The organism is Nitrospirillum iridis (genome assembly GCF_014205765.1).
GTDB classification, from domain to species: domain Bacteria; phylum Pseudomonadota; class Alphaproteobacteria; order Azospirillales; family Azospirillaceae; genus Nitrospirillum; species Nitrospirillum iridis.
In genome coordinates, this window is the sequence record NZ_JACIIZ010000028.1 from 1 (window position 1) to 20,792 (window position 20,792).

14 protein-coding genes and 2 pseudogenes are annotated in these 20,792 nt (G+C 61.3%); 10 read left to right on the forward strand and 6 right to left on the reverse strand.

Translation table 11 applies throughout. The annotated features are described in order from the left end of the window. Nucleotides 1-99: 99 nt before the first annotated feature. From FHS74_RS28980 to FHS74_RS29005, 6 genes and pseudogenes are all read left to right on the forward strand, one after another. Nucleotides 100-878: pseudogene (locus FHS74_RS28980) on the forward strand (IS3 family transposase); the annotation flags it as partial. Nucleotides 879-915: 37 nt separating this feature from the next. Further along, nucleotides 916-1,056 (forward strand): annotated as a pseudogene (locus FHS74_RS30770) (IS3 family transposase); the annotation flags it as partial. Between the two features lie 417 nt (nucleotides 1,057-1,473). Then, nucleotides 1,474-3,675, forward strand: a complete 2,202-nt coding sequence (locus tag FHS74_RS28990; RefSeq protein WP_184807752.1) for a TonB-dependent receptor — start codon at nucleotides 1,474-1,476, stop codon at nucleotides 3,673-3,675. 122 nt (nucleotides 3,676-3,797) lie between these two features. Then, nucleotides 3,798-5,141 carry an aminomethyl transferase family protein gene (locus tag FHS74_RS28995; protein ID WP_184807753.1) on the forward strand — a complete coding sequence of 448 codons (1,344 nt, stop codon included), beginning with the start codon at nucleotides 3,798-3,800 and terminating at the stop codon, nucleotides 5,139-5,141. 169 nt (nucleotides 5,142-5,310) lie between these two features. Beyond that, nucleotides 5,311-6,168: a formyltetrahydrofolate deformylase gene (purU, locus tag FHS74_RS29000; protein ID WP_184807754.1), complete on the forward strand. Its 858-nt coding sequence runs from the start codon at nucleotides 5,311-5,313 to the stop codon at nucleotides 6,166-6,168. After that, complete coding sequence (locus FHS74_RS29005; protein WP_211106621.1) at nucleotides 6,165-7,022, forward strand: bifunctional 5,10-methylenetetrahydrofolate dehydrogenase/5,10-methenyltetrahydrofolate cyclohydrolase; 858 nt, start codon at nucleotides 6,165-6,167, stop codon at nucleotides 7,020-7,022. The genes purU and FHS74_RS29005 overlap by 4 nt, the downstream gene beginning before the upstream one ends. Nucleotides 7,023-7,344: 322 nt before the next feature. Here the strand turns inward: FHS74_RS29005 and FHS74_RS29010 are convergent, their stop codons facing one another. Beyond that, nucleotides 7,345-8,655, reverse strand: coding sequence for an aminomethyltransferase family protein (locus tag FHS74_RS29010; RefSeq protein ID WP_211106622.1), 1,311 nt, complete (start codon nucleotides 8,653-8,655; stop codon nucleotides 7,345-7,347). Nucleotides 8,656-9,080: 425 nt separating this feature from the next. Between FHS74_RS29010 and FHS74_RS29015 the strand changes: the two genes are divergently transcribed. Then, complete coding sequence (locus FHS74_RS29015; RefSeq protein ID WP_211106623.1) at nucleotides 9,081-10,031, forward strand: LysR family transcriptional regulator; 951 nt, start codon at nucleotides 9,081-9,083, stop codon at nucleotides 10,029-10,031. A 7-nt stretch (nucleotides 10,032-10,038) separates the two neighbouring features. Here FHS74_RS29015 and FHS74_RS29020 read toward each other — a convergent pair whose 3' ends face one another. Beyond that, nucleotides 10,039-10,899: a methylenetetrahydrofolate reductase gene (locus FHS74_RS29020; RefSeq protein ID WP_211106624.1), complete on the reverse strand. Its 861-nt coding sequence runs from the start codon at nucleotides 10,897-10,899 to the stop codon at nucleotides 10,039-10,041. Nucleotides 10,900-11,323: 424 nt separating this feature from the next. Between FHS74_RS29020 and FHS74_RS29025 the strand changes: the two genes are divergently transcribed. Both FHS74_RS29025 and FHS74_RS29030 read left to right on the forward strand, forming a co-directional pair. Next, a complete protein-coding gene (locus FHS74_RS29025; protein ID WP_184807758.1) occupies nucleotides 11,324-12,373 on the forward strand; it encodes a Rieske 2Fe-2S domain-containing protein in 1,050 nt (349 codons plus the stop codon). A 70-nt stretch (nucleotides 12,374-12,443) separates the two neighbouring features. Next, complete coding sequence (locus FHS74_RS29030) at nucleotides 12,444-14,102, forward strand: FAD-dependent oxidoreductase (RefSeq protein ID WP_184807759.1); 1,659 nt, start codon at nucleotides 12,444-12,446, stop codon at nucleotides 14,100-14,102. Between the two features lie 23 nt (nucleotides 14,103-14,125). Here FHS74_RS29030 and pabB read toward each other — a convergent pair whose 3' ends face one another. From pabB to FHS74_RS29050, 4 genes are all read right to left on the reverse strand, one after another. Further along, entirely contained in the window at nucleotides 14,126-15,604 is a 1,479-nt protein-coding gene (pabB, locus tag FHS74_RS29035) for an aminodeoxychorismate synthase component I (RefSeq protein ID WP_184807760.1), read from the reverse strand. 81 nt (nucleotides 15,605-15,685) lie between these two features. Beyond that, a complete protein-coding gene (locus FHS74_RS29040) occupies nucleotides 15,686-16,003 on the reverse strand; it encodes a 2Fe-2S iron-sulfur cluster-binding protein (RefSeq protein ID WP_184807761.1) in 318 nt (105 codons plus the stop codon). Nucleotides 16,004-16,135: 132 nt separating this feature from the next. Continuing rightward, a complete protein-coding gene (locus FHS74_RS29045) occupies nucleotides 16,136-17,140 on the reverse strand; it encodes a DODA-type extradiol aromatic ring-opening family dioxygenase (RefSeq protein WP_184807762.1) in 1,005 nt (334 codons plus the stop codon). 420 nt (nucleotides 17,141-17,560) lie between these two features. After that, nucleotides 17,561-18,796: a LysR family transcriptional regulator gene (locus FHS74_RS29050; protein WP_184807763.1), complete on the reverse strand. Its 1,236-nt coding sequence runs from the start codon at nucleotides 18,794-18,796 to the stop codon at nucleotides 17,561-17,563. A gap of 377 nt (nucleotides 18,797-19,173) precedes the next feature. Between FHS74_RS29050 and FHS74_RS29055 the strand changes: the two genes are divergently transcribed. After that, nucleotides 19,174-20,733: an aldehyde dehydrogenase (NADP(+)) gene (locus tag FHS74_RS29055; protein ID WP_184807764.1), complete on the forward strand. Its 1,560-nt coding sequence runs from the start codon at nucleotides 19,174-19,176 to the stop codon at nucleotides 20,731-20,733. Nucleotides 20,734-20,792: the final 59 nt, after the last annotated feature.

Genomic DNA, 20,792 nt, shown 5'->3' on the forward strand with positions numbered 1-20,792 from the left:
GCCGTGATCTTCGCCTGCTTCACACGAACCATCATTAACCTCCATCAGACCCAAATTTTAGGGTGATGGCTCTCCACTTTTCCAGGGCAAGTCCAAGTCCAGGCCAAGCGGGACACGAGGTTGAAGGTCGCGATACGGCGGGTGTTCGACGAGAACTTCGCCGTCTATGGCGTGCGCAAGGTCTGGCACCAGTTCAAGCGGGAGGACCACGCCGTCGCACGCTGCACGGTCGCCCGACTGATGCGGGATTTGGGCTTGCGAGGGGTGATCCGGGGCAAGCCGGTGAAGACCACGGTGAGCGACAAGGCGGCGCCCTGTCCGCTGGACCACGTCAATCGGCAATTCCATGCGCCCCGGCCGAACATGCTGTGGCTGTCGGATTTCACCTACGTCGCCACCTGGCGGGGCTTCGTCTACGTGGCCTTCGTCATCGACGCCTACGCCCGGCGCATCGTCGGCTGGCGGGTGTCGCGGACGGCCCCCATGCCGCCTTCGTGCTCGACGCCCTGGAGCCGGCCCTGCATGAAAGGCGACCGGCCAAGCACGGCGGCCTGGTTCACCATTCGGACAGGGGCGTTCAATACGTCAGCATCAAGTACACTGAGCGCTTGGCGGACGCCGGGATCGAGCCCTCGGTCGGCAGCGTCGGCGACAGCTACGACAACGCCCTGGCGGAAACCATCAATGGCCTTTACAAGGCCGAGGTGATCCACCGGCGTGGACCATGGCGATCCTTCGAGGCCGTCGAATACGCCACCCTGGAATGGGTCGATTGGTTCAACCACCGGCGGGTCCTGGGGCCTATCGGCAACATCCCGCCCGCCGAAGCTGAGGCTCGCTTCCACACCATGACGGACACTCCGGCGATGGCCGCCTGACTCAAGCCAAAACGCCTCCGACAATCCCGGCGCGGTTCAATACGGCGTGCCGCGTATCCACGCCACGCTGCGGGCCGAAGGCCACGCCGTCAGCCGGGGTCGCGTCGAACGTCTGATGCGCCATCAGAGCATCCGGGCCAGGAAATCCAAGCCCTTCCGCGTGTGCACCACCGATAGCACCAAGGCGCACCGACGGTTCAGAATAACCAGCACGGTACAGTCTGCACGACATCGATCACCCGCGCCATCGCCAGCCAACGCTCATCACTGAAGCAATACTGAAAAAGGGCCATGCCAGCGCACCATACATTACCACACGGCAAAGAAGCAGAAGCGCCGGCATCACAATCGTTGCCGATTTAATCTTTAAATATTGGTATCCGCACCCCCGGTGCTGTGTTCATGGTGCCGGGCACAGAAGTTATCGCTTCGCGATGAGTGTCGATCACCCCAGCGCCACGGTGCGCCCTATCATCCAATTGTCGACAGAGGGGGCTACGCGCCAGCAAAAGTGGTGCGCGCAGAGCATTCCCCGATGGCGGCTTAAAACGCGGCACGCCACAAGGCGACCGCGATAAAATCAGGGAGGAAGGTGATGGACAGAATGGTTCAATCCAAGGTTCGGCCGCTCTTGCTCGCGGGTGCCAGTTTCACCTCGATATTATGGGGGGCGGCATTCGCGCAGACAGCATCTGCCAGCCCCCTCGCAGCCGATCAGTCTGCCATGCCTGCGGAAGATCAGCACGCGGCCGATACGACGGTGCTCCAAGAGGTCGTCGTCACCGCCCAGAAGCGTGCCGAGAAGGCGCAGGATGTTCCCATCGCCATCACTGCGCTGAGTTCCGAGGCCTTGACCGCGTCCGGTACCATCGATACCAGTGATTTGAAGGCGCTGACGCCCGGCCTCAATTTCAATACGGCGCTGGCCGGCTATGGGCAGCCGCGCATTCGGGGCGTTGGCACGACGGCGCAGGGGCCGGGTATCGAAAACCCGGTCGCGACCTATGTGGATGGCGTCTACATCGCCTCGCCAAGCGGTGCGCTGTTTTCATTGATCGACGTCGATCAGGTGGCCGTCCTCAAGGGGCCGCAGGGTACGCTGTTTGGCCGTAATGCGACCGGTGGTCTGATCCAGGTGACCAGCCGGACGCCGACACCTGATTTCACCGCCGATCTGCAGACCACCTACGGCAACTACAACACGGTTGGCACGTCGGGTTATGTGAGCGGCGGGTTGGCCAATGGGCTTATGGCGAGCGCGGCGGTGATGTACGAGAACCAGGGGGACGGCTTCGGCAAGAACCTGGTTACCGGCCAGGACGTTCAGACGCATCGCAGTATCGCGGGCCGAGGCAAGCTTCTTTGGCAGGCAGACGCTGATACGGACATCACGTTGTCCGGAGACTATGCGCAGTACAAGGCCGCCGATCCCGCCTTCCATACCTTCAGCACGAACATTCTTGGCGTGTCGCCATCAGGCGGAAACTACGATATCGCCTTGGATCAGCAGCCCTACGTGAAAACCGAGAATTGGGGTACGAGCCTCACCGCCAAACACGATTTCGACAGCGTCCAGCTGCTGAGCATCAGCGCCTATCGTGAATCCTCGCTACACACGATTTTCGATCCCGACGAGACGGCGGCGCCGCTTCTCAATTTGGACATCAGCCAGCACGACAAGCAATTCAGCCAGGAGCTGCAGTTGCTTTCGACCAACAGCGGCCCCCTCAAGTGGGTTCTCGGCGCGTATTATTTCTGGGCTGACCAGCGTTATGACCCGTCCAACACGTCGGGCTCGTTCCTGCCCGGTACCCTTTCCCTGTTTACCAATCAGCTCTTGAATTCATACGCCGCCTTCGGACAGGGAACCTACGCCCTCGGGGACGATACCAACCTCACCGCCGGTTTGCGCTACACCATGGATGATCGCAGCGTGAAGTCGAGCGAGGTTTTGGATATCGGGGGCTTTCTTGTCACGCCGGTCACCCCGGTGAATGAGAGCAAGTCATTCAACAAGCTCACATGGCGCCTGTCGCTTGATCATCGCTTCTCGCCCGAGCTGCTCGCCTACGCCTCCTATAACCGGGGCTTCAAGGGGGGCTCCTTTACCGCGATGGCTTTCCCGGAAGTGGTCCTCAAGCCTGAGGTACTCGACGCGTATGAAGTGGGTCTGAAATCCGATCTGCTCAATCGCCGCCTCCGCGTGAACGTGGCGGCCTTCTACTATGACTACCAGAACATCCAGGTTAACCAAATCCAGAATGGCCTGCTCTTCGTCTATAACGCGCAGGGCGCCCACAGCTACGGCATGGATGCCGATATTGAGGCTCAAGTCACCAACCATCTGTCCTTCAACGCCGGGGTCAGTCTTTTGCATGCCCGGTACACATCGTTCCCGGCAGCGTTCCTGACAACACCCCTACAGACTGGCGGGAATGCCGTGGGGACGGTCGACGCGTCGGGCAACCACCTGCAGAATACGCCGGACTTTACGTTCAATCTTGGCGGGCGCTATATAATACCCATATCGTTCGGTGACATCACTGTTGCGGCGAATTATTATTATAATGGTGGGTATTATACCGCTCCCGAGAACCGCTTGAAGCAGCCGCACTACAACGTGCTTGATGCGTCCGTGACCTGGACGTCGACAGACGATCGCTACAGTCTGCGCTTTTGGGCAAAGAACCTGACAGATCAATTCTATACGACGCAAATGGACGCGACCAACTTCGGCGACAGCTGGGGTTCCGCTCCTCCTCGGACGTTTGGTGTCACGGCCGGTCTGCACTTCTAGAGCGGATCGCGGAAAGGCACTCCGCCCCAACGCGTGAATCTGCTCGCCAAACAAAACCTCGGAGCCGGCTGTGGTGTCGATTGACCATGGCCGGCCCCAGTCATCGGCAAGGACTCATTCTAATGCCTGCACCTTCACCGTTCATCGATCCCCCCGCCGTTCCATACTATCCAGAATATGCCCTGCAATTCGTCGGATGGGGTGTCGTTCGGCAATGGGAGTTCAACGGATGGAAGCCAGAGAGTCTTTCGTGGAAGAAGAGCTGTTATATCCATGGGGGACTTTCCGGTCCCGGTCAGGTGCTCTACAAGGGTCCGGAAGCGGAGGCCTTCCTCACGAGCATCTTCGTCAATAATTTCTCGAAGTTCCGCGTCGGCACCGCCAAGCACGCCATCGCGTGCGACGAAAAAGGGCTCATCACCGCCCACGGTGTCCTGCAAAGGCTGGCGGAGGATACCTTTCGGCTGTTCGTAAGCGGACCTTGGTCTCTCTACCAGCACAGCGTCACGGCATTCGATGTCCAGCAGGAAGTGCAGAACAATTTTCTGTTCCAGGTGGCGGGCCCGACGTCGCTTGAAACGCTTGAAGCAGCCACGGGCGAGAGCCTGCGCGATATAAACTTCCTGCGTTTCCGGCAGACCACTGTGGCTGGGCACTCGGTTCAAATTCTTCGCGTGGGGATGGCGGGCACGCTGGCTTATGAGCTACACGGCCCAAGTGCACTGGGGCCTGAGGTCTTCGATGCGGTCGTCAAGGCCGGCCAGCCGTTTGGCATTGAACGGCTGGGATGGCAGACTTTCCCCGTCAATCATGTGGAGGGGGGCTTTCCCCAGTTATTCTGGACGTTCACGTCGGCACTTTACGATGATCCCGGTTACCTTGAGTTCGTCAAGGCCAACCCCCATGCCTGGTGGGGGGCACCGGAGTTTGTTGGGAGCGTCGATCCGGCGGATCGCCGGGCCCGATACCGGACGCCTTGCGAGGTGGGCTGGCAGCGGTCAGTCAGGCTCGATCACGCATTCATTGGTCGGGACGCCGTTGAGAAAGAACTGGCCGCGCCCAAGCGCACCGTCGTCACGCTGGAGTGGGATCCCGAAGACGTCCTCGATATCTATGCCTCGCTGTTGCGGCCAGGCGAGGAATACAAGTATTTGGAAATACCGGGATCGCCGGCGCATCGCCGGACCTATGCCCACGCCGACCATGTTCTCAAGAACGGAAGGCGGGTCGGCATTTCGTCTGGCACCGTCTACAGCTACCATTTCCGCAAGGTCATCTCGATGGCCACGATTGACCTGGATCAGGCGGAAATCGGCAACCAGGTTGTCGTTCTATGGGGCGATTTCGGTGGACGGATGAAGGAAGTGAAGGCGAGGGTCGCGCGCTTCCCGTACCTGGCCGAGGGGCGCAATCAGACGGTTGACGTTGCCGGGCTGACTTCCCAACAACCGATCGGTGCCGAGTAGGCGTTTGGCTATCGCCCACTTCGGGGCGCCGGCGCGCGTCCCGCAAGAACAATGGTGGCCTGGAGGGGCGTGCCTCATAGGCGGCGTGCTGCGACGGCGGCGCCCGGGCTCCTGGGGCGGACCTCTGCGGGCATGGAAAATGCTGACCTAAAACGCGGATTTGAAACCCATGAACCGGACCCCCAACATTTATCGCATGACCATCACCTGCCCGGATCGACCGGGTCTGGTCGCCGCCGTGAGTGGCGCCCTGTTCGCGAAAGGCGCGAACATCCTTGAGGCGCAGCACTTCGCCGATCGGCTGAGCGGCACGTTTTTCATGCGCATCGAGTTCCAACTCGACCAGCCACGGGACGTCTTGAAGCCAGCACTCGATCGGCTTGAGGCGGAGGGCATGCGGATCAATTTGCGCTGCGCTGGCGAGCCGCAACGCGTGCTTCTCCTCGTGTCGAAGTTCGACCACTGCCTCGTCGATCTCCTGTATCGGGAACGGCTGGGGGAGATCGACGCGCACTTTGTGGGGATAGTCTCCAACCATTCGCAAGAGGTGCTACGCACCTGGATTCCGGAGCATATCCCGTTTCATCACCTGCCGGTGACCCCTGGCACGAAGGCCGCGCAGGAAGCCGGGATCAAGCGGATTGTTGAAGAGTCCGGCGCGGACCTGATCGTTCTCGCGCGCTATATGCAGATCCTGTCCGATGATCTGGCCAGCTTTCTCAGCGGACGTTGTATCAACATCCATCATAGCTTCCTGCCCGGTTTCAAGGGGGCCAAGCCCTATCACCAGGCGCATGCGCGCGGCGTGAAGATGATCGGCGCCACAGCGCACTATGTGACATCCGATCTCGACGAAGGCCCCATCATCCACCAGGACGTCGAGCTTGTTACGCACGCGGACTTGCCGGAGGACATGATCCGCAAGGGGCGGGATGTGGAACGGCGCGTTCTTGCCCGCGCGGTCAGTGACCATCTAGAGCAGCGCGTTCTCATCGATGGTCACCGCACCATCGTTTTCCGTGATTGACGATGGCACGGGTTCTACGCGGCGACATTGTCGCGGACGCGCTGTGCAGCCGGGTCGCCGAGGAGGTTCTCCGGCTGAAGGCGGGCGGCGTCGCTCCCGGTCTGGCCGTTGTCCTGGTCGGCGATGATCCGCCCAGCCAAGTCTACGTCCGGCGCAAGCTCATCAAGGCTCGAGAAGTTGGCATCCGCTCCTTCGAGCATCGGTTGCCGGCCGAGACCGGGGAGGAGGCGTTGCTCACGCTGATTGGGACGCTTAATGCCGATCCCTTGGTGCATGGCATCCTGGTTCAGCTGCCGCTTCCGCCCCACATCAGCGCCGGGAAGCTGCTTGACGCCATCGATCCGTCCAAGGACGTGGACGGCTTCCACCCCGTTAACGTGGGGCGGCTTTCCATTGGCAATGATGGCCTGATACCCTGCACGCCCCTGGGATGCATGCTGTTGCTCGACGAGGTGGTCACCGAGTTCCGCGGATTGAAGGCGGTTGTCATCGGCAAATCGAACATCGTCGGCAAGCCCGTGGCGCTGCTGTTGCTTGAGCGGGAGTGCACCGTGACGGTGACGCATATCCACACGCGCAATCTGCCAGACATCGTTCGAGGCGCCGATATCGTCGTGGTGGCTGCCGGATCACCTCGCCTGGTTCGGGGAGACTGGGTCAAGCCTGGTGCCGTTGTCATTGATGTCGGCATAACCCGCGTTGTCGATGACGATGGCAATGCCCGTATCGTCGGCGATGCCGCCGCTGACGAGATGGATCACGCGGCCGTGGTGACCCCTGTTCCCAATGGCGTTGGGCCGATGACGATCGCCTGCTTGTTGAGCAATACGGTGAAGGCGGCGCGCCGACGATAGTGTCGGGGCGGTGGGATGGTCGGAATTGCATAAAGGGCCCGTCGTGACATCGACGGGCCCTTTATGATTGCGCTGACCGTCCCGCCCCTGCCGGGCGATGGCCGGTCCAGCGTCCAGGCCGATACGGTTCTTAAATCGCCGCCGTCGCCAGGGAAGGGCCCCGGCGGCGGCCAGTAAAATTTAGTCACTATATATGGGTCTGTCCGCGAGCAGCTTCACGCCCAAAGGCGATTCCACCTTTGGGCGATCTGCTAGACGGGCGGACCGCCCGTCCTTGGGGCCTTGATCTCCTTGTCCCTCAAGGCGGCGAGGGAAGGTGCGATCAGCGCCGGTAACCCGATCGAGCGTATTGGTTGTACGGTGACGCCTCAACGGTGGCGCGGATCCGTGGGAAGTCCCTATGCGCGTCGATGGGCCCGTTTGGGCCGGGATGCTCGCCCCAGGCTACGGTGACTTCCGTGCCGGGCTCCGCATACCGTGTGTCGACCAGCGCCAGCGACAGCAAGGTGCCATGCCGGGCGAAGTTGGCCGTATACATCGCCAAGCCGACCAGCGCACCGTTGATTTCAACCCGGTCGCGGGGATAGCGCAGCAGGTACCCGGGATCACCCATCACTTCCCGGACGTCGTCGGCGTTATAGACCAGGGTCACCCGTGTCCGCTTCACATGGTCCTTCGCCTGCTCGAGCGCCTCGCGTCCGATGAAATCGTGGTTGAAGGCGATGGAGCGGCCATAGCCGAGTTCATACGGGGAGATATAGTAATCTTCGATATTCTCCGAGTAGAAGCTTCCATGCAGCGGCTTCTTTCCTTCATAGGAATATAGGCTGGCGAACCGGCGATAGTCCTCCAATTCGGGATCGGTATAGATGGCAGGGGTCGGTGTGGGGATCCAGCCGCTCTCGATGCCATTGGTGTAATAAGCCATGCCGCCAACCTGGACGAGGCCAGAGGGCTCGCCCGCGTCGAGCAGGGCCTGCTTCACCACATCATTATCCTCCCAATTCCCAAGAAACTCGAAGCCCGGTTGGCCGGCCATTCCATGCCGAAACGCGCGCAACTTGCGACCGGCAATCGTAACTTCCTCCGAATGGAAGAATTTGACGCGGGGTGGCGCCGCGCCGAGGGCGCGTTCAACCACCTCCATCGCCTTGGGACCTTGTATCTGGTAGCGGAACATGGCCGGCGGGCCGTCCTTACGGTTCGCCGAGTCAGGGTCGGCCCGATAAGTCACGTCATAGCCGCCTCGATCAGCGTGATAACGTACCCAGGTCTGCGAGGCTGGCACGCCGCTCAGGATGAAGCTGTTTTCGCCCATCCGCATAAGAATGCCGTCGGTGATGATCTGGCCCGCACGGTTGACCGGCACGAATTGCTTGGCTTGTCCGATCTCGAATTTCTCATAGTCGTTTGCGCTGACGGCCTTCAGCAGCTTCATGGCATCAGGGCCGTCGATGAACAGGTCGTTCATGTGATGGCACAGGTCGTACAGAAGAACGCCCTCTTCGAAAGCGGACTGCTCCTTCTGCCAGCTGGTGAATTCGGGCTTCACCACCGGAACTGCCTGCGTCGGCGGATTGGCCTTCCATAGCAGCTTCATCGGCGATCCTGCCTGATCGATGCCGTCCTGCAAACTCGGTATCATTATAATATTCACCTTCCTGATGGGCTGCCCGCGCAGCATGCTGCCACGACTGCTGTTGCAGGGTGTGCGGCGGCTGATTTGGGCATTGGTTCCTGCGCACTTGGCAGTTGTTGGGTGTCAGGGGGCGGGCAGGTTGACTGCTCTTGTGCTTCCCTCTCTCCCTCTCAGGAGAGAGTGCCGCCAAGTAACCGGTGGGCGCAACCACTGCCGGTTGACTTCTGTGTTGCCAGGGAATGACCAATTGGGAGACTGCGCCGAAGCGGCCAGGTTCCGGGCATGGCCCGTGTGGCTGGTCCGCCCGATCAAGCGTCTATCCGCCATGGATTCTATCGACAGCCGCTCCCCATAGGCGCAAAATCACGCTCACCCAATAGTGCGGGTGCCAACCAAAAAAAGCGAAGGTACAGGGTGGAATGGACAGGCTGGTGACAATGACGACCTTCGCAAAGGTCGTGGAATATTCGAGCTTTAGTGCCGCGGCTGAGGAACTCGGCATATCTCGGGCTCTGGTGTCCCGTCACATTACCGATCTGGAGAATTTTTATGGAGTGCGCCTCCTGAACAGGACGACGCGGTCGGTTACTACTTCTGAGATAGGTTTAAAATATTACCAGGTATGTAAGCGTGTTTTGGCCGAGATACGTACCGGCGATAATGAAATGAACGCGCTGAAGGAAAACATAGAGGGTAGTATATCGATTGTCTGCCCTAAGTGGGTGGGCAATTTCGACATGTCAGACGCAGCGGTTGATTTTTGCCGAGAACATTCACAGATCCGCATTCAGCTGCATGTTGGGGAGATTTCTCTTAATCCGCATGAGTTTCTAAATCGCGGATACGATGTTTGTATTATACCACATCGTGTGCGTGATTCTGATATCATGGTTAAGAAGATCGGTGCGGTTCCATACGTTCTGGCCGCATCTCCGGAATACCTGGCGGAGTATGGGGAGCCGGCCACGCTTGCCGACCTCTCGGATCATGCGTGTTTGACCAAGCCTGCGGAGAGCCACTGGGTATTCCACGATGGTTCGAAGGCGGTGTTGAAACAGCCGGCGCGGTTCGCGTCGAACAGCTTTTTCTCTTTATGCACGGCGGCGGGCAGGGGCCTGGGAATCGCGATGTTGCCGTCGCGCGTCGCCGCACTTGAGTTGGAAAAGGGAACCCTACGGCAGGTTCTGCCGGAGTTCCCTCTTGAGGAGGCACCGCTGTACGCCGCTTATGCGCCGGGTGGCAATGTGCCTCGCAAGGTCCGTACGCTGGTCACATTCCTCGGAACTTGGTTCAAGAATCGCGATCAGTCGCCGGACGAGGTCGGCGGCACTATCCGGATCTATCATGAGGCCCGCGCCGCCGTGGGTTGAACAGCGCTCAGCTGGTCCTGGACTTTGTCGTGTGCGCCCAGTCGGCCATCTTCTGAAGCCCGCCGAATGGATAGAGATGGACGGCTACGGCTCCGTGCTGTTCCATTTCTATGGAGCGGGCGAGATCATTATAGAGGTGGTCAGGGCCAGCCGTGTGTAAAAGCTTGGTAATGGAGGCGCCGTACTTGGCCAGTACTTTGGTCGAGGCCCCGACACCGCACCTGGCGGCAAATCGAAGCAAAGTGCCGACATTGGCGGGCCCGGGCAGCCCCAGACGCACGGGCATGCGGATACCTGCCGCGCGCAGGCCCGCCACCCAGGTCAGCATCGGATCGGCGTCAAAGGCGAACTGGGTCACGATCTCGCCGGAAAAGCCGAAGTCCGTGAGCGCGGCGGACTTGTCCGCCAGGGCGCGGTTGAGCTTGTCAGTCGAGATTTGGGGGTGTCCCTCCGGATAGCCCGCGATACCGATTGATCGGATGCCGTGATCGCCTAGTTGCGCTCCGGTGATCACGGACAGCGCGTCCACAAACGGTCCGGCCGGCTCAGCGCTGTCACCCGCGATCACAAAGAGACGGTCGACCTGCGCTTCGATGGCCAAGCGATTCAGGAATCGCTGCAGACCGTCGGCAGATGGGATGCGTCGCGCGGCAACGTGCGGCATGGGAATGAAGCCGAGTTCCCGGACCTGGCGGGCAGCGGCGATCCGCGCATCGTCGGTTTCACTTGGCAGATAGGTGATGGATACTATGGTGCCGCTGGGAACGATGGCGCGGATGGCATCCAGACGAATTGCGTCCTTCGCGGAAATCTCAAAAGAATAGCCATTAAGCAAGCTGCCCGGCTGTTGGGTATCTGTACGCGACACGACGAAGCTCCCCACCTTGCTGTCCCGGTGATTGAATAACCACGCGTCCGGCTTGGTCGCGCATGGAGGCGGGTTCCGTCTTGATCAATGGCTCTCGCCCCCACCTGCGGCCGCTCGGTCGCCTTTGGATAAGGGGGAATGAGGGCCCGCGGTATTCCTAGCCGGAGCAACAGACTGGTGCAGAAAAGTGAATGATCCCAGGCGAGGTCGTTTCAGCCGCTCCAGAAGGCTCCTTTACGGGCATTTTCCCCAAATTGCCGAGCTGAACGAGCGGGAATTTCGCATTGTTCAATGTTGCTCACATCTCTGTTCAAGCGGTGGGGCTCTTCGGCGTCGGCGATCCGGGCCTATTATTGGCCAGCTGACTGTAGAGCCGCGACGCAGGCCACAGCGTGTTCGCATTTCGGGCAAGGGAGAGCAACTCGTGAGCAAGTTCGCCAAGAACCAATGGTATGCCGCCGCGTGGCTCGCGGAGCTGGGGAATACTCTGGTCGCGCGCCGCATCCTGGATGAGCCCGTCGTGTTGTTCCGAGATTCGGACGGCAAGGTCGTCGCGCTGGCTGATCGGTGTCCCCACCGGCTTGTGCCGCTGTCCATGGGCACCCTGGTCGATCGCGGCATCCAGTGCGGCTATCACGGCATGGTGTTCGATGGTGCGGGCCGTTGCGCCCATATTCCTGGGCAGGACAAGATTCCTCCGCGCGCGGAGGTTCGCAGCTATCCCATTGCCGAGCGCTACGGCATCGCGTGGATCTGGATGGGGGACGCTGCGCGTGCTGATCTGACGCGGTTGCCCGTGATCGATCACTATGACGATGAAGGCTGGGAGTTGATCGATGGGGGCTACCAGCATCATCCATCAAATTATCTCAACATCGTTGAGAACCTCATGGATCCGGCGCATACCACATTCGTCCATAAGATGACGATTGGAAATCCGGCCGCCAAGTCGGAACCGGTCAAAATGAAAAAAGAGGATGATTATATCGTCGCGTTCAAGTGGCTTTTTAACTCTCCTCCATCGCCCATGGATCGACAGATCAAAGATTTCGGCGATCAGTCCGTCGATAGAGGTCAGTTTTTCTACTACTATATTCCTGCAGTATCTCGGGTTGATATTATTACGATTCCGGCCGGTCTTGAGCCGACAGAGGAGAATTTCAATAAAGGTCTTCGCAACAATAGCTACAAATTCCTTACGCCAGAGACCGATGGATCCACGCATTTTTTCTGGATGCATCTGCGAAACTACAAGATCGGCGATAAGGAGTGGTCACAGCGGATGCGCGGCCTCTTCGAGAAGACTTTTCTTGAGGATCGTGAAATCGAGATGGCTATGCAGCGGTCGCAGGAGGAACTTGGCGTGCGCCAGTTCGTCGGCCTCGAAATCGATCGAGCGCCGACGGTGGCGATACGCATGATCGATCGCTTGATCAAGGAAGAAGCGAAGGACAGCGGCAAGGTGGCGGCATGAACCGCCGCGATATGGCGGCATATCGCGCCGCGCTCCCTTGCGCGACACCTGGCAAGGTCGATGATCCAGCATGACTGTCCGGCATGATGTCGTCATTGTTGGCACGGGACACGCTGGTGCCCAAGCCGCGATTGCGCTCCGCCAGCGCAAGTTCGAAGGCACGATCGCCCTGATTGGTGATGAGCGGGACCCGCCTTATGAGCGGCCGCCCTTGTCAAAGGACTATCTTACCGGGGAGAAGCCATTCGATCGCATGCTAATCCGTCCCGAGCGCTTCTGGGACGAACGCGGGATCACGTTGCTGTTGGGGCGGCGCGTCGCGGCGGTGGATGCGCAAGAACATAGGCTCACGCTCGCCGAGGGCGGGGTGATGGAGTACGGCGCGCTGATCTGGGCCGCTGGCGCTACTCCACGGCGGCTTGCTTGTCCAGGTCATGACCTATCTGGCGTGCATTCCATTCGTACCCGTGCGGATGTGGACCGGCTGGTGATGGAGCTGCCAGCCGCTTCCCGCATCGTTGTAGTTGGCGGTGGCTATATCGGCCTGGAGGCGGCGGCGGCGCTGGCGAAGCTCGGCAAACGTGTGGTGATTCTTGAGGCGCAGGATCGGGTCCTCTCCCGCGTCGCGGGTGAGCCGATATCGCGCTTCTTTGAGGCGGAGCATCGGGCGCGGGGCACGGAGATCCGGCTCAGCGCCACGGTCGCGGGGCTCGAGCAAGCGAGGGGAGCCGTCAGGGGCGTCCGATTAGCGGACGGTAGGCTGATCGACTGCGAAATGGTCATCGTCGGCATTGGCATCGTGCCAGCGGTCGCACCGCTTCGGGCGGCGGGGGCGGTGGGAGAGAACGGCGTCATGGTCGACGCCCATTGCCGGACGTCCTTGCCTGACATCTTCGCCATCGGCGACTGCGCGGCCCACAGGAACATCTATGCTGACGGTGCTGTCATCCGCCTGGAATCAGTTCAGAACGCTAGCGACCAGGCGGCAACCGTTGCCAAAGCTCTCACGGGCGCAGCTGAACCCTATGATGCCGTCCCATGGTTCTGGTCCAACCAGTTCGATTTCAAGCTACAGACCGTTGGTCTCTCGGTTGGGCATGATCAGGCTGTGCTGCGTGGCGATCCTTCGACCGGGGCGTTCACCGTCGTTTACTTGAAAAGAGGTCGAGTCATCGCCCTCGACTGCGTCAATAATGTCAAAGACTATATCCAGGGTCGGTCGCTCGTTGAATCCCGTGCCGAAGTCGATCCTGGTCCACTTTCTGATATGAGGACCGCCTTGAAGGAGCTCTTCCCCCGCGGCGAAGCCGCGGCAATACCCGCCACCCTGATAAAGGCGTCACCGGCGCCCGCTTCCACTTGCTCGGTATCCCTGCGTGACCTGCAGATTCTCGCCGATATCGGCGCATATCACCACGAAATCGGAAGGCCGCAGCCGCTTGTGGTTCACGTGACCCTCGCCGTGGTTCCACCCGAGAGGGACTCGGTTGAAGACGTCTTCGACTATGTCCACATCAAGTCGCTGGCGGAGAAGCTTTCGGTCCAGCGCATCGTGTTGATTGAGACCTTTGCGAAGCGCTTGGCCGAAGCCTGCCTGGAACATCGACTGATCCAGGGTGCCGTGGTCACGGTGGAAAAGCCGCGGGCCGTGCCGGGGGCGATGGCAAGCGCCACCGTCGCGGTCGGCAGCTGCGTTCTCAAGAGCGGCGAAGGTGCAGGGTTGCGTTGATTTGTCCGAACCGGTGAAGCGGCTCACAGCAGATCGAATGCCGCTTGCTCTTGTTCCGTGGCTACGGTGGGGGGCCAGGCCATAGCCGGGTCGAGGGCGGTCAAGATCGCCTTCGCCTTGGTCAGGCTCTCCTGGTATTCCTCCTCAGGGTCGCTGTCGGCCACAATGCCGCCACCCGCCTGCACTTGCACCCGGTTGCCGGCGACGGCGGCGGTGCGAATGACGATGGAACTGTCCATGGCCCCATCCCAGCCGATCCACATTACTGATCCGCAATAGGGGCCGCGCCGCGCCGGTTCCACCTCATGGATGATTTCCATCGCACGGAGCTTGGGTGCCCCCGTGACGGACCCCCCCGGGAAGGCGGCGCGGAGCAGGTCGACAGGTCCCAGGCCCGGGCGCAATTGCGCGGTGACGACCGAAGTCAGGTGATGAACCGTCCGGTAACTTTCCAGCCTCCAGAGGCTGGGCACCTTCACGCTACCGACCTGGGCGACGCGCGACAGATCGTTGCGCAGCAGATCCACGATCATCAGATTTTCCGCCCTATCCTTCTCCGAAGCCAACAGCTCCGCGGCCAGTTCGGCATCGCGCGCGGGATCGGCATGGCGAGGGCGCGTGCCCTTGATGGGGCGGGTTTCGATCATCCCATCGGCCCTTAACGACAGGAACCGTTCCGGTGACCCCGAGGCCAAGGCGCGCCCGTCACCCAGGTTGAGGAAGGCGGAGAATGGGGCGGCGAGACGGGGACGCAGGCGGCAATAGGCATCCCAGGGCGTGGTTCCGGGACGCAGCCGGCCGAGGAACCGCTGGGTCATGTTGGCTTGATAGATGTCGCCAGCCTGGATGTATGCCAGGATGCTTTCCACCCGCGCCCGGTAATGGGCAGGGGTGAGTTCAGCCTTCCAACCGGGGCGCGCGATTAACGGCCCCCCGGCATCCCGCGCCGGGGGCGGCGCGGCCAGAAGCCGCGCGAGCAATCCCTCCGCCAGGCGTCTTGCCAGGGCCGGGCGGGCAGCACCGTCCGGTTCGCGCTCCGCGCCGGAAAATACCCAGCCTTGACCCGTCATATGATCGATGACGGCCGCCGTATCATACAAGCCGAAGGCCATGTCGGGCAGGTTCATGCCCGTCCGTCGCGGTGTCGGCAGGCGTTCCAGGTGTCGCCCCAGCTCATACCCCATGAATCCCACGGCGCCACCCGCGAAAGGTGGCAATCCAGCGTCAGGCGGGCGGACGAACGGCTTCAGTGCCAGCTCCAGAGCCGTAAACGGATCGGTCGACAGCACCACGTCATCGCGCCGGACCGTACCCCCGTCCCCGTCCGATACCTCTATCCAGGAAAAGGGATCGGCCACCAGAATGCTGTACCGCCCGTGGCCGCTTCCTGCCGCTCCCCCATCCAGGATCATGGCGCCTTTCTCGGTTGCGAGCCTGGCAAAGGCGGCCAGTGGATCGGGTAAGGTCAGGGGCAGGGCGTGAGCGGGTTGAGAAAGGTCCATAATATCCCGGACATCCGCGGGCGATATCGGCTCTGTGGTGGGATGCCGGCAGGATAGGGGCGCAGCATAGCCGCCGGCATATTAGTCTGCGGCGGCTATGGTCAGCGTGAGACCGTCCAGGGCATCGGAAAACGGGATTTGGCAGGAGAGGCGGGAGGTGGGGGCCCGGTCTGAAGCGCTGTCGAGCAAGTCCTGCTCGTCGCCGCTGATCGGCGGCAGCTTGGTGAGCCATTGGGGGGCGATATGAACGTGACAGGTGGCGCAGCTGCAACATCCGCCACAAAGCGCCAACAAATCATCGAAGCCGTTTTCGCGAATGACTTCCATGACCGAAAGGCCGGACGCACCCTCGACGGTACGCCTCTGTCCGGAGCGATCGATAACGTTCAATATCGGCATGATGGGGGGCCCGTCTTTGCCTTCCCCGCCGGTCATCCGCGCGTCGGCGGGTGTGACCAGCGGGAAGGTTCATATGAAATGGCAGGATGGGGCGTGCCCTTCCTGCGACCGCAAACTCAGCCGTTTGGCTGATCAGCTATTCTTTTCCGCATCCCAGTACATGAAGCCCATGCCCTCGCCAGTCCCGGCCGGCGTACGCCAGCAGGGCACGTAGTCGACCAGCGTCATCTTCGCGCCGGTCTGTTGCAGGGCCATCATGACGATACTGTAGATCTTCACCTCGGACGTGCCGGATTGATAGTAGCCGTCGGGGATGGCGGCAAGGCCGTCATAGTCATAAGACGCCAGCTTCCCAATCACGTCGCGGTCGAACTCTTCATCATTGACGAAGTGCGACAGTCCGCCCGAAGCGATAACCGCGACCCGGACGTCTTCAGGCCAGGCGATGAGCGCTTCGCGGAGTACGCGGCCAAACTCGATACATCGCTGCATCGACGGCTGTGTGGGCGGATAGAAGAGATTGAACAGCACCGGCACATGCGGCGGCACAGTGTCGCCCATTATCTGATGATAGACGAAACTGTAGGCATGCGGCACCACAGGGTAGCCGGGCTTCATCCCCTGGCGCTCGCTCATCCAGACATTGTCGGGCCATGCCTGAAGATCGTTGAGATCGAACTTTTCCTTCTGAAAGGCCTTGATCAGATAGGTTGCCAACTCAGGATAGGCTTGGTGGATGACATGGCGGTCGGGCGCGTAGACGGCGCGCTGCGGCGGGCCGTTGTGGACTTCCGCGCCGGTATAGATGGTGATTGATGGACTTTGGTCGGGCCAGATCTCCTTCTGGTCCTTTCCAAGGACGATAACGACATCGACGTTGGCGCGCCGATACGCCGCCGCCATCTCATCGAGCGCCGCCCGGCACCGCTGCGCCCGCGCCGTGCGCTCCTCAAGTGTCAAATAAAGTTCGAACGCCGCCCCGCGCTCGGCCTCAAGCTCGGGATACGTCCATGTCCGGTTGCGAAACCATAGTTCGGAATTCTGGCGATCACGCGCACCATTTTCCAACCACTTTTCCGGGGGCTGGCCCAGCATGCCACTATGCGGCACCGCCATCCCGAACACGATCTTTGCCATTGTGAGGCCCCTTTGATGTGCTGCGGTGAACAGGCGGCGCGGCACCAGACCTGCGCGTTCTGCCTAGACAGCGTTTTTCATCCGTTCGAATGGGCGATCAGCGATGCCGGATTTGTGGACGTTCGACGCGATGGTCGTCCAATCGCGCGGATAACCGCCCCGGTCCCTCTGATGGTCATCGCGTTCGCCATCCCGCCATTTTGAGCGGTCGTTGGCGGTGGCTGGGAGTTGATCTTTTGTCGGAAGGTATAACTTCTCTCACGCGGGGGGCGGGCACCATTCCGCCAGTCAGGTCATTGGGAATGGACGAAAGCCCAAGGTCCTCCTTGCCGAATTCGTGCTGCGCCAAGCGCATGGCCAGATGTGCCTGGCGCCAGCCATGCCCAAGCCTTTTGGGTGTGGCAGTGGTGCGGCCCGCCTTCAAGCAGCGGTGCGGGTCACTCCCATAATGCTGCGGGTGTTCACGCGGGATTTGATAAGGTTGATGAAATCCCGGTGCAGTGCTGTGGGAAGCCAGTCCGCCCGCGTGGTGATGCCGATGGTCGGGCATGGCAGCGGTACGTCAATCGGTACGCGCACCAGCATGGTTTCATGCTGCAATTCGTAAGATGTCATAAGCGTCAGTCGGTTGCTGCCGGCCAGCAGGTGCCGGATGAACAGCAGGGCGCTGGTGGCGATGGGAGTGCGCGGCTTCGGGCCGTCGATGAACAGCCTGTCGAAACAATTGCGCCGATTTGAGTTGGGCATGCCAACGACCCAATCATATTTGATCAGGTCCTCATGGTTGACATGACTTTGCCCCGTGAGCGGATGGCCGCGACGGGCTACCACCTCATAGGGCGTCTCGGCCAGGGTCTGGCTGACCAGGTCGTCGCCGACCGTTTCCTGCGTCAGCCCGATAACCAGATCCACCTTGCCGTCGCGCAAAAGCTGCATCATCTCGGATGTGCTTTCCGTGGCGATGCGCACGTCCACCTTGGATTGGGTGGCCAAGAACTCGTCCAGCATGGATGCCAGCAGGACGCTTCCGCCGAAAGGCAGGGCGCCGATGACAATCCGGCTTTCGCCGATGTCGCGGGCCACGTCGATCTCATTGATGGCCCAGTCGATCTCCTGCAAGGCCAGACTCATGCGCCGTCCACAGGCAATACCGGCGGGCGTGACGATGACCCCGTCCGCTGATCGAAATAAGATATTCTTTCGAAGGTTGCATTCCAGATCCCGCGCCGCGCGTTGCAATGATCCCTCGGTGATTTGCAGAGCGGCGGCGGCGGCGGCAAATGTGCCATGTTCGATGATGGCGACAAGGCTGCGCACCTGTGATCGGGTGAGGCGGTGGACGATGGCCTCGGCTCCGACCTGTCCTCCTGGCACCTCCAATTCGAACAGGGCGGTCACCATCTGTTTGAGCATCCGGACCACCCGACTGTACAGGATACGGCCGAGCGGGGTCAGGTAGCTGCCACTAGGTCGGCGTTCGAAAAGCTCTACGCCGATCATTTGCTCCAGCTTGGCAAGCGACTGGGTCACCGCCGGCTGCGAGAGATTGCATTCCTCCGAGCCGCGCCGGACGCTGCAGAGGCGACCGACGCTTTCAAAAAGACGCAGTTGGCGGAAGCTGATCGCGTCGATGCGCGGGGATAGAAGCTCTGGCATGTTCTTTCCTCCCAGAAGCCCACCATATGGCTTTTTTTATAGGGGGGGAACGTAATTCGATGCTGCGTCGCGGCAGGAAAAAGTGGGGATAGTGGCGTCTCCAAGACGACGCGCACGCGCTCGGCGATGCCGTCGGAAAATACCGGAATTCCGGATATATTAGGGCATTAAGCCATTGTCGGAGGCCAGTCTTGCCAGGGGGGCGCCATCCGCGTCGCGACGCCGCCGCAAGGGTCCGGGGCCCGCGATATTGCTGCTATGCCGAACAGCCTCGGCATAAAACTTATCACCCCGCTCGCGTTTCCTGGGGGGCTCTTCAGGCCGCATGCGCGTAAGCCAGGATGCGTGGACGGAGACGATAATCCCGGGGAGCGAGAATGTCCGTATCCGGTGAGATGATCCTGGCGGGCGAGTTTGTGCGGGGGCGAGGGGCCCCGATAAGGGCTGTCGATCCGGCCTCGGGCCTGGAGATCATCGGTCCTGATTTCGGTGCAGCCACCCAGACTGACCTGGAACGGGCCTGTGCGGCGGCCGATGCCGCGTTCGGGCCGTTTCGTGCCCTCGCTCCGGCCGACCGCGCCCTATTCCTTGAAAGGATCGCGGAGGAACTGGGGGGCGGCAGTACCGCCATCGTGGAACGCGCGATGGCTGAAACGGGTCTGCCCCGCCCCCGGCTTGAGGGGGAGCTGGGCCGGACCATCACCCAGTTGCGCCTGTTCGCCCGCGTCTTGCGCGACGGGAGCTATCTGGAGGTGCGTGTCGACCAAGCCTTGCCCGAACGGACGCCGCCCCGGCCCGACCTGCGGCTGGTGATGGTGCCCGTGGGGCCCGTCGCGGTGTTTGGTGCCAGCAACTTCCCGCTCGCCTTTTCCGTTGCTGGCGGCGACACGGTCTCGGCGCTCGCGGCGGGATGTCCGGTGGTGGTGAAGGCCCACTCCTCGCACCCCGGTACTTCAGAAATGGTGGCCAAGGCCATAGTCAGGGCGGTTGTCGCCTGTGGCCTGCCTGGCGGCGTCTTCTCAATGCTGTTTGGCAACGGAGCGGAGATCGGGGCCGGCCTGGTGGCCGACTCACGCATCCAGGCGGTGGGCTTCACCGGATCCCGGGCAGGGGGCATGGCGCTCCTGGCGATCGCGCAAGCCCGCCCGCGGCCGATCCCGGTATATGCGGAGATGAGCTCGATCAACCCCGTAGTCCTGCTGCCCTGCGCGCTGCGCCAGCGGGGACCGGCCATCGGCAAGGCCTTCGCCGGCGCTCTCACTTTGGGGGCCGGGCAATTCTGCACCAATCCTGGCCTGTTGATCGCCGTTGAGGGCGAGGAGCTGGAAGGATTTGTGGCCAGCGCGTCGGAAGCTCTTGCGGTGTCAGCCGCCGCCACCATGCTGAACCAGGGGATTTATCGCGCATACCGCGAGGGGGTGGAGCGGCTGGATCGCCATCCAGCCGTGACGCTGCTGGCCCAGGGACCGGATAGGGGGGGCTGGGTCAGCCGGCCCGTTCTGTTCAGTGTGGCGGCGGCGGATTTTCTGTCCGATACCACCTTGCGCGCAGAGGTGTTCGGTGCCTGCTCGCTGCTGGTGCGTTGCCGGGACATTCAAGAACTGAGATCGGTCCTGGCAATGTTGGAGGGGCAGTTGACCGTCGCCGTCCATGCCGATGGCGCCGATCATGACCTGGCCGCCGGCTTGTTGCCCCTGATCGAGCGCAAGGCTGGCCGGATACTGTTTGACGGGTTCGGCACGGGCGTGGAGGTGGCGGACGCCATGATGCACGGTGGGCCGTTTCCGGCCACCAGCGACGTGCGCAGCACCTCGGTCGGTTCTCTGTCCATCGCCCGGTTCCTGCGGCCTGTCTGCTACCAAAACGCCCCCGATCCGCTGTTGCCGGCGGAGTTGCGGGCCAACAACCCATTCGGTGTGCCGCGCACCTGCCGATGACTGAAACCTTAAATCGCCCGGCAAGAGGTTCGTGACGTGAAGCGAGGTCCGATCGATGC

Bases quoted from the DNA above. Each gene is read 5' to 3' on its own strand.
- FHS74_RS28995 (WP_184807753.1), top strand. From the start codon at position 3,798: ATGCCTGCACCTTCACCGTTCATCGATCCCCCCGCCGTTCCATACTAT.
- FHS74_RS29050 (WP_184807763.1), bottom strand. From the start codon at position 18,796: ATGCCAGAGCTTCTATCCCCGCGCATCGACGCGATCAGCTTCCGCCAA.
- FHS74_RS29055 (WP_184807764.1), top strand. From the start codon at position 19,174: ATGTCCGTATCCGGTGAGATGATCCTGGCGGGCGAGTTTGTGCGGGGG.
- FHS74_RS29030 (WP_184807759.1), top strand. From the start codon at position 12,444: ATGACTGTCCGGCATGATGTCGTCATTGTTGGCACGGGACACGCTGGT.
- purU (WP_184807754.1), top strand. From the start codon at position 5,311: ATGAACCGGACCCCCAACATTTATCGCATGACCATCACCTGCCCGGAT.
- pabB (WP_184807760.1), bottom strand. From the start codon at position 15,604: ATGGACCTTTCTCAACCCGCTCACGCCCTGCCCCTGACCTTACCCGAT.
- FHS74_RS29040 (WP_184807761.1), bottom strand. From the start codon at position 16,003: ATGCCGATATTGAACGTTATCGATCGCTCCGGACAGAGGCGTACCGTC.
- FHS74_RS29045 (WP_184807762.1), bottom strand. From the start codon at position 17,140: ATGGCAAAGATCGTGTTCGGGATGGCGGTGCCGCATAGTGGCATGCTG.
- FHS74_RS29015 (WP_211106623.1), top strand. From the start codon at position 9,081: ATGGACAGGCTGGTGACAATGACGACCTTCGCAAAGGTCGTGGAATAT.
- FHS74_RS28990 (WP_184807752.1), top strand. From the start codon at position 1,474: ATGGACAGAATGGTTCAATCCAAGGTTCGGCCGCTCTTGCTCGCGGGT.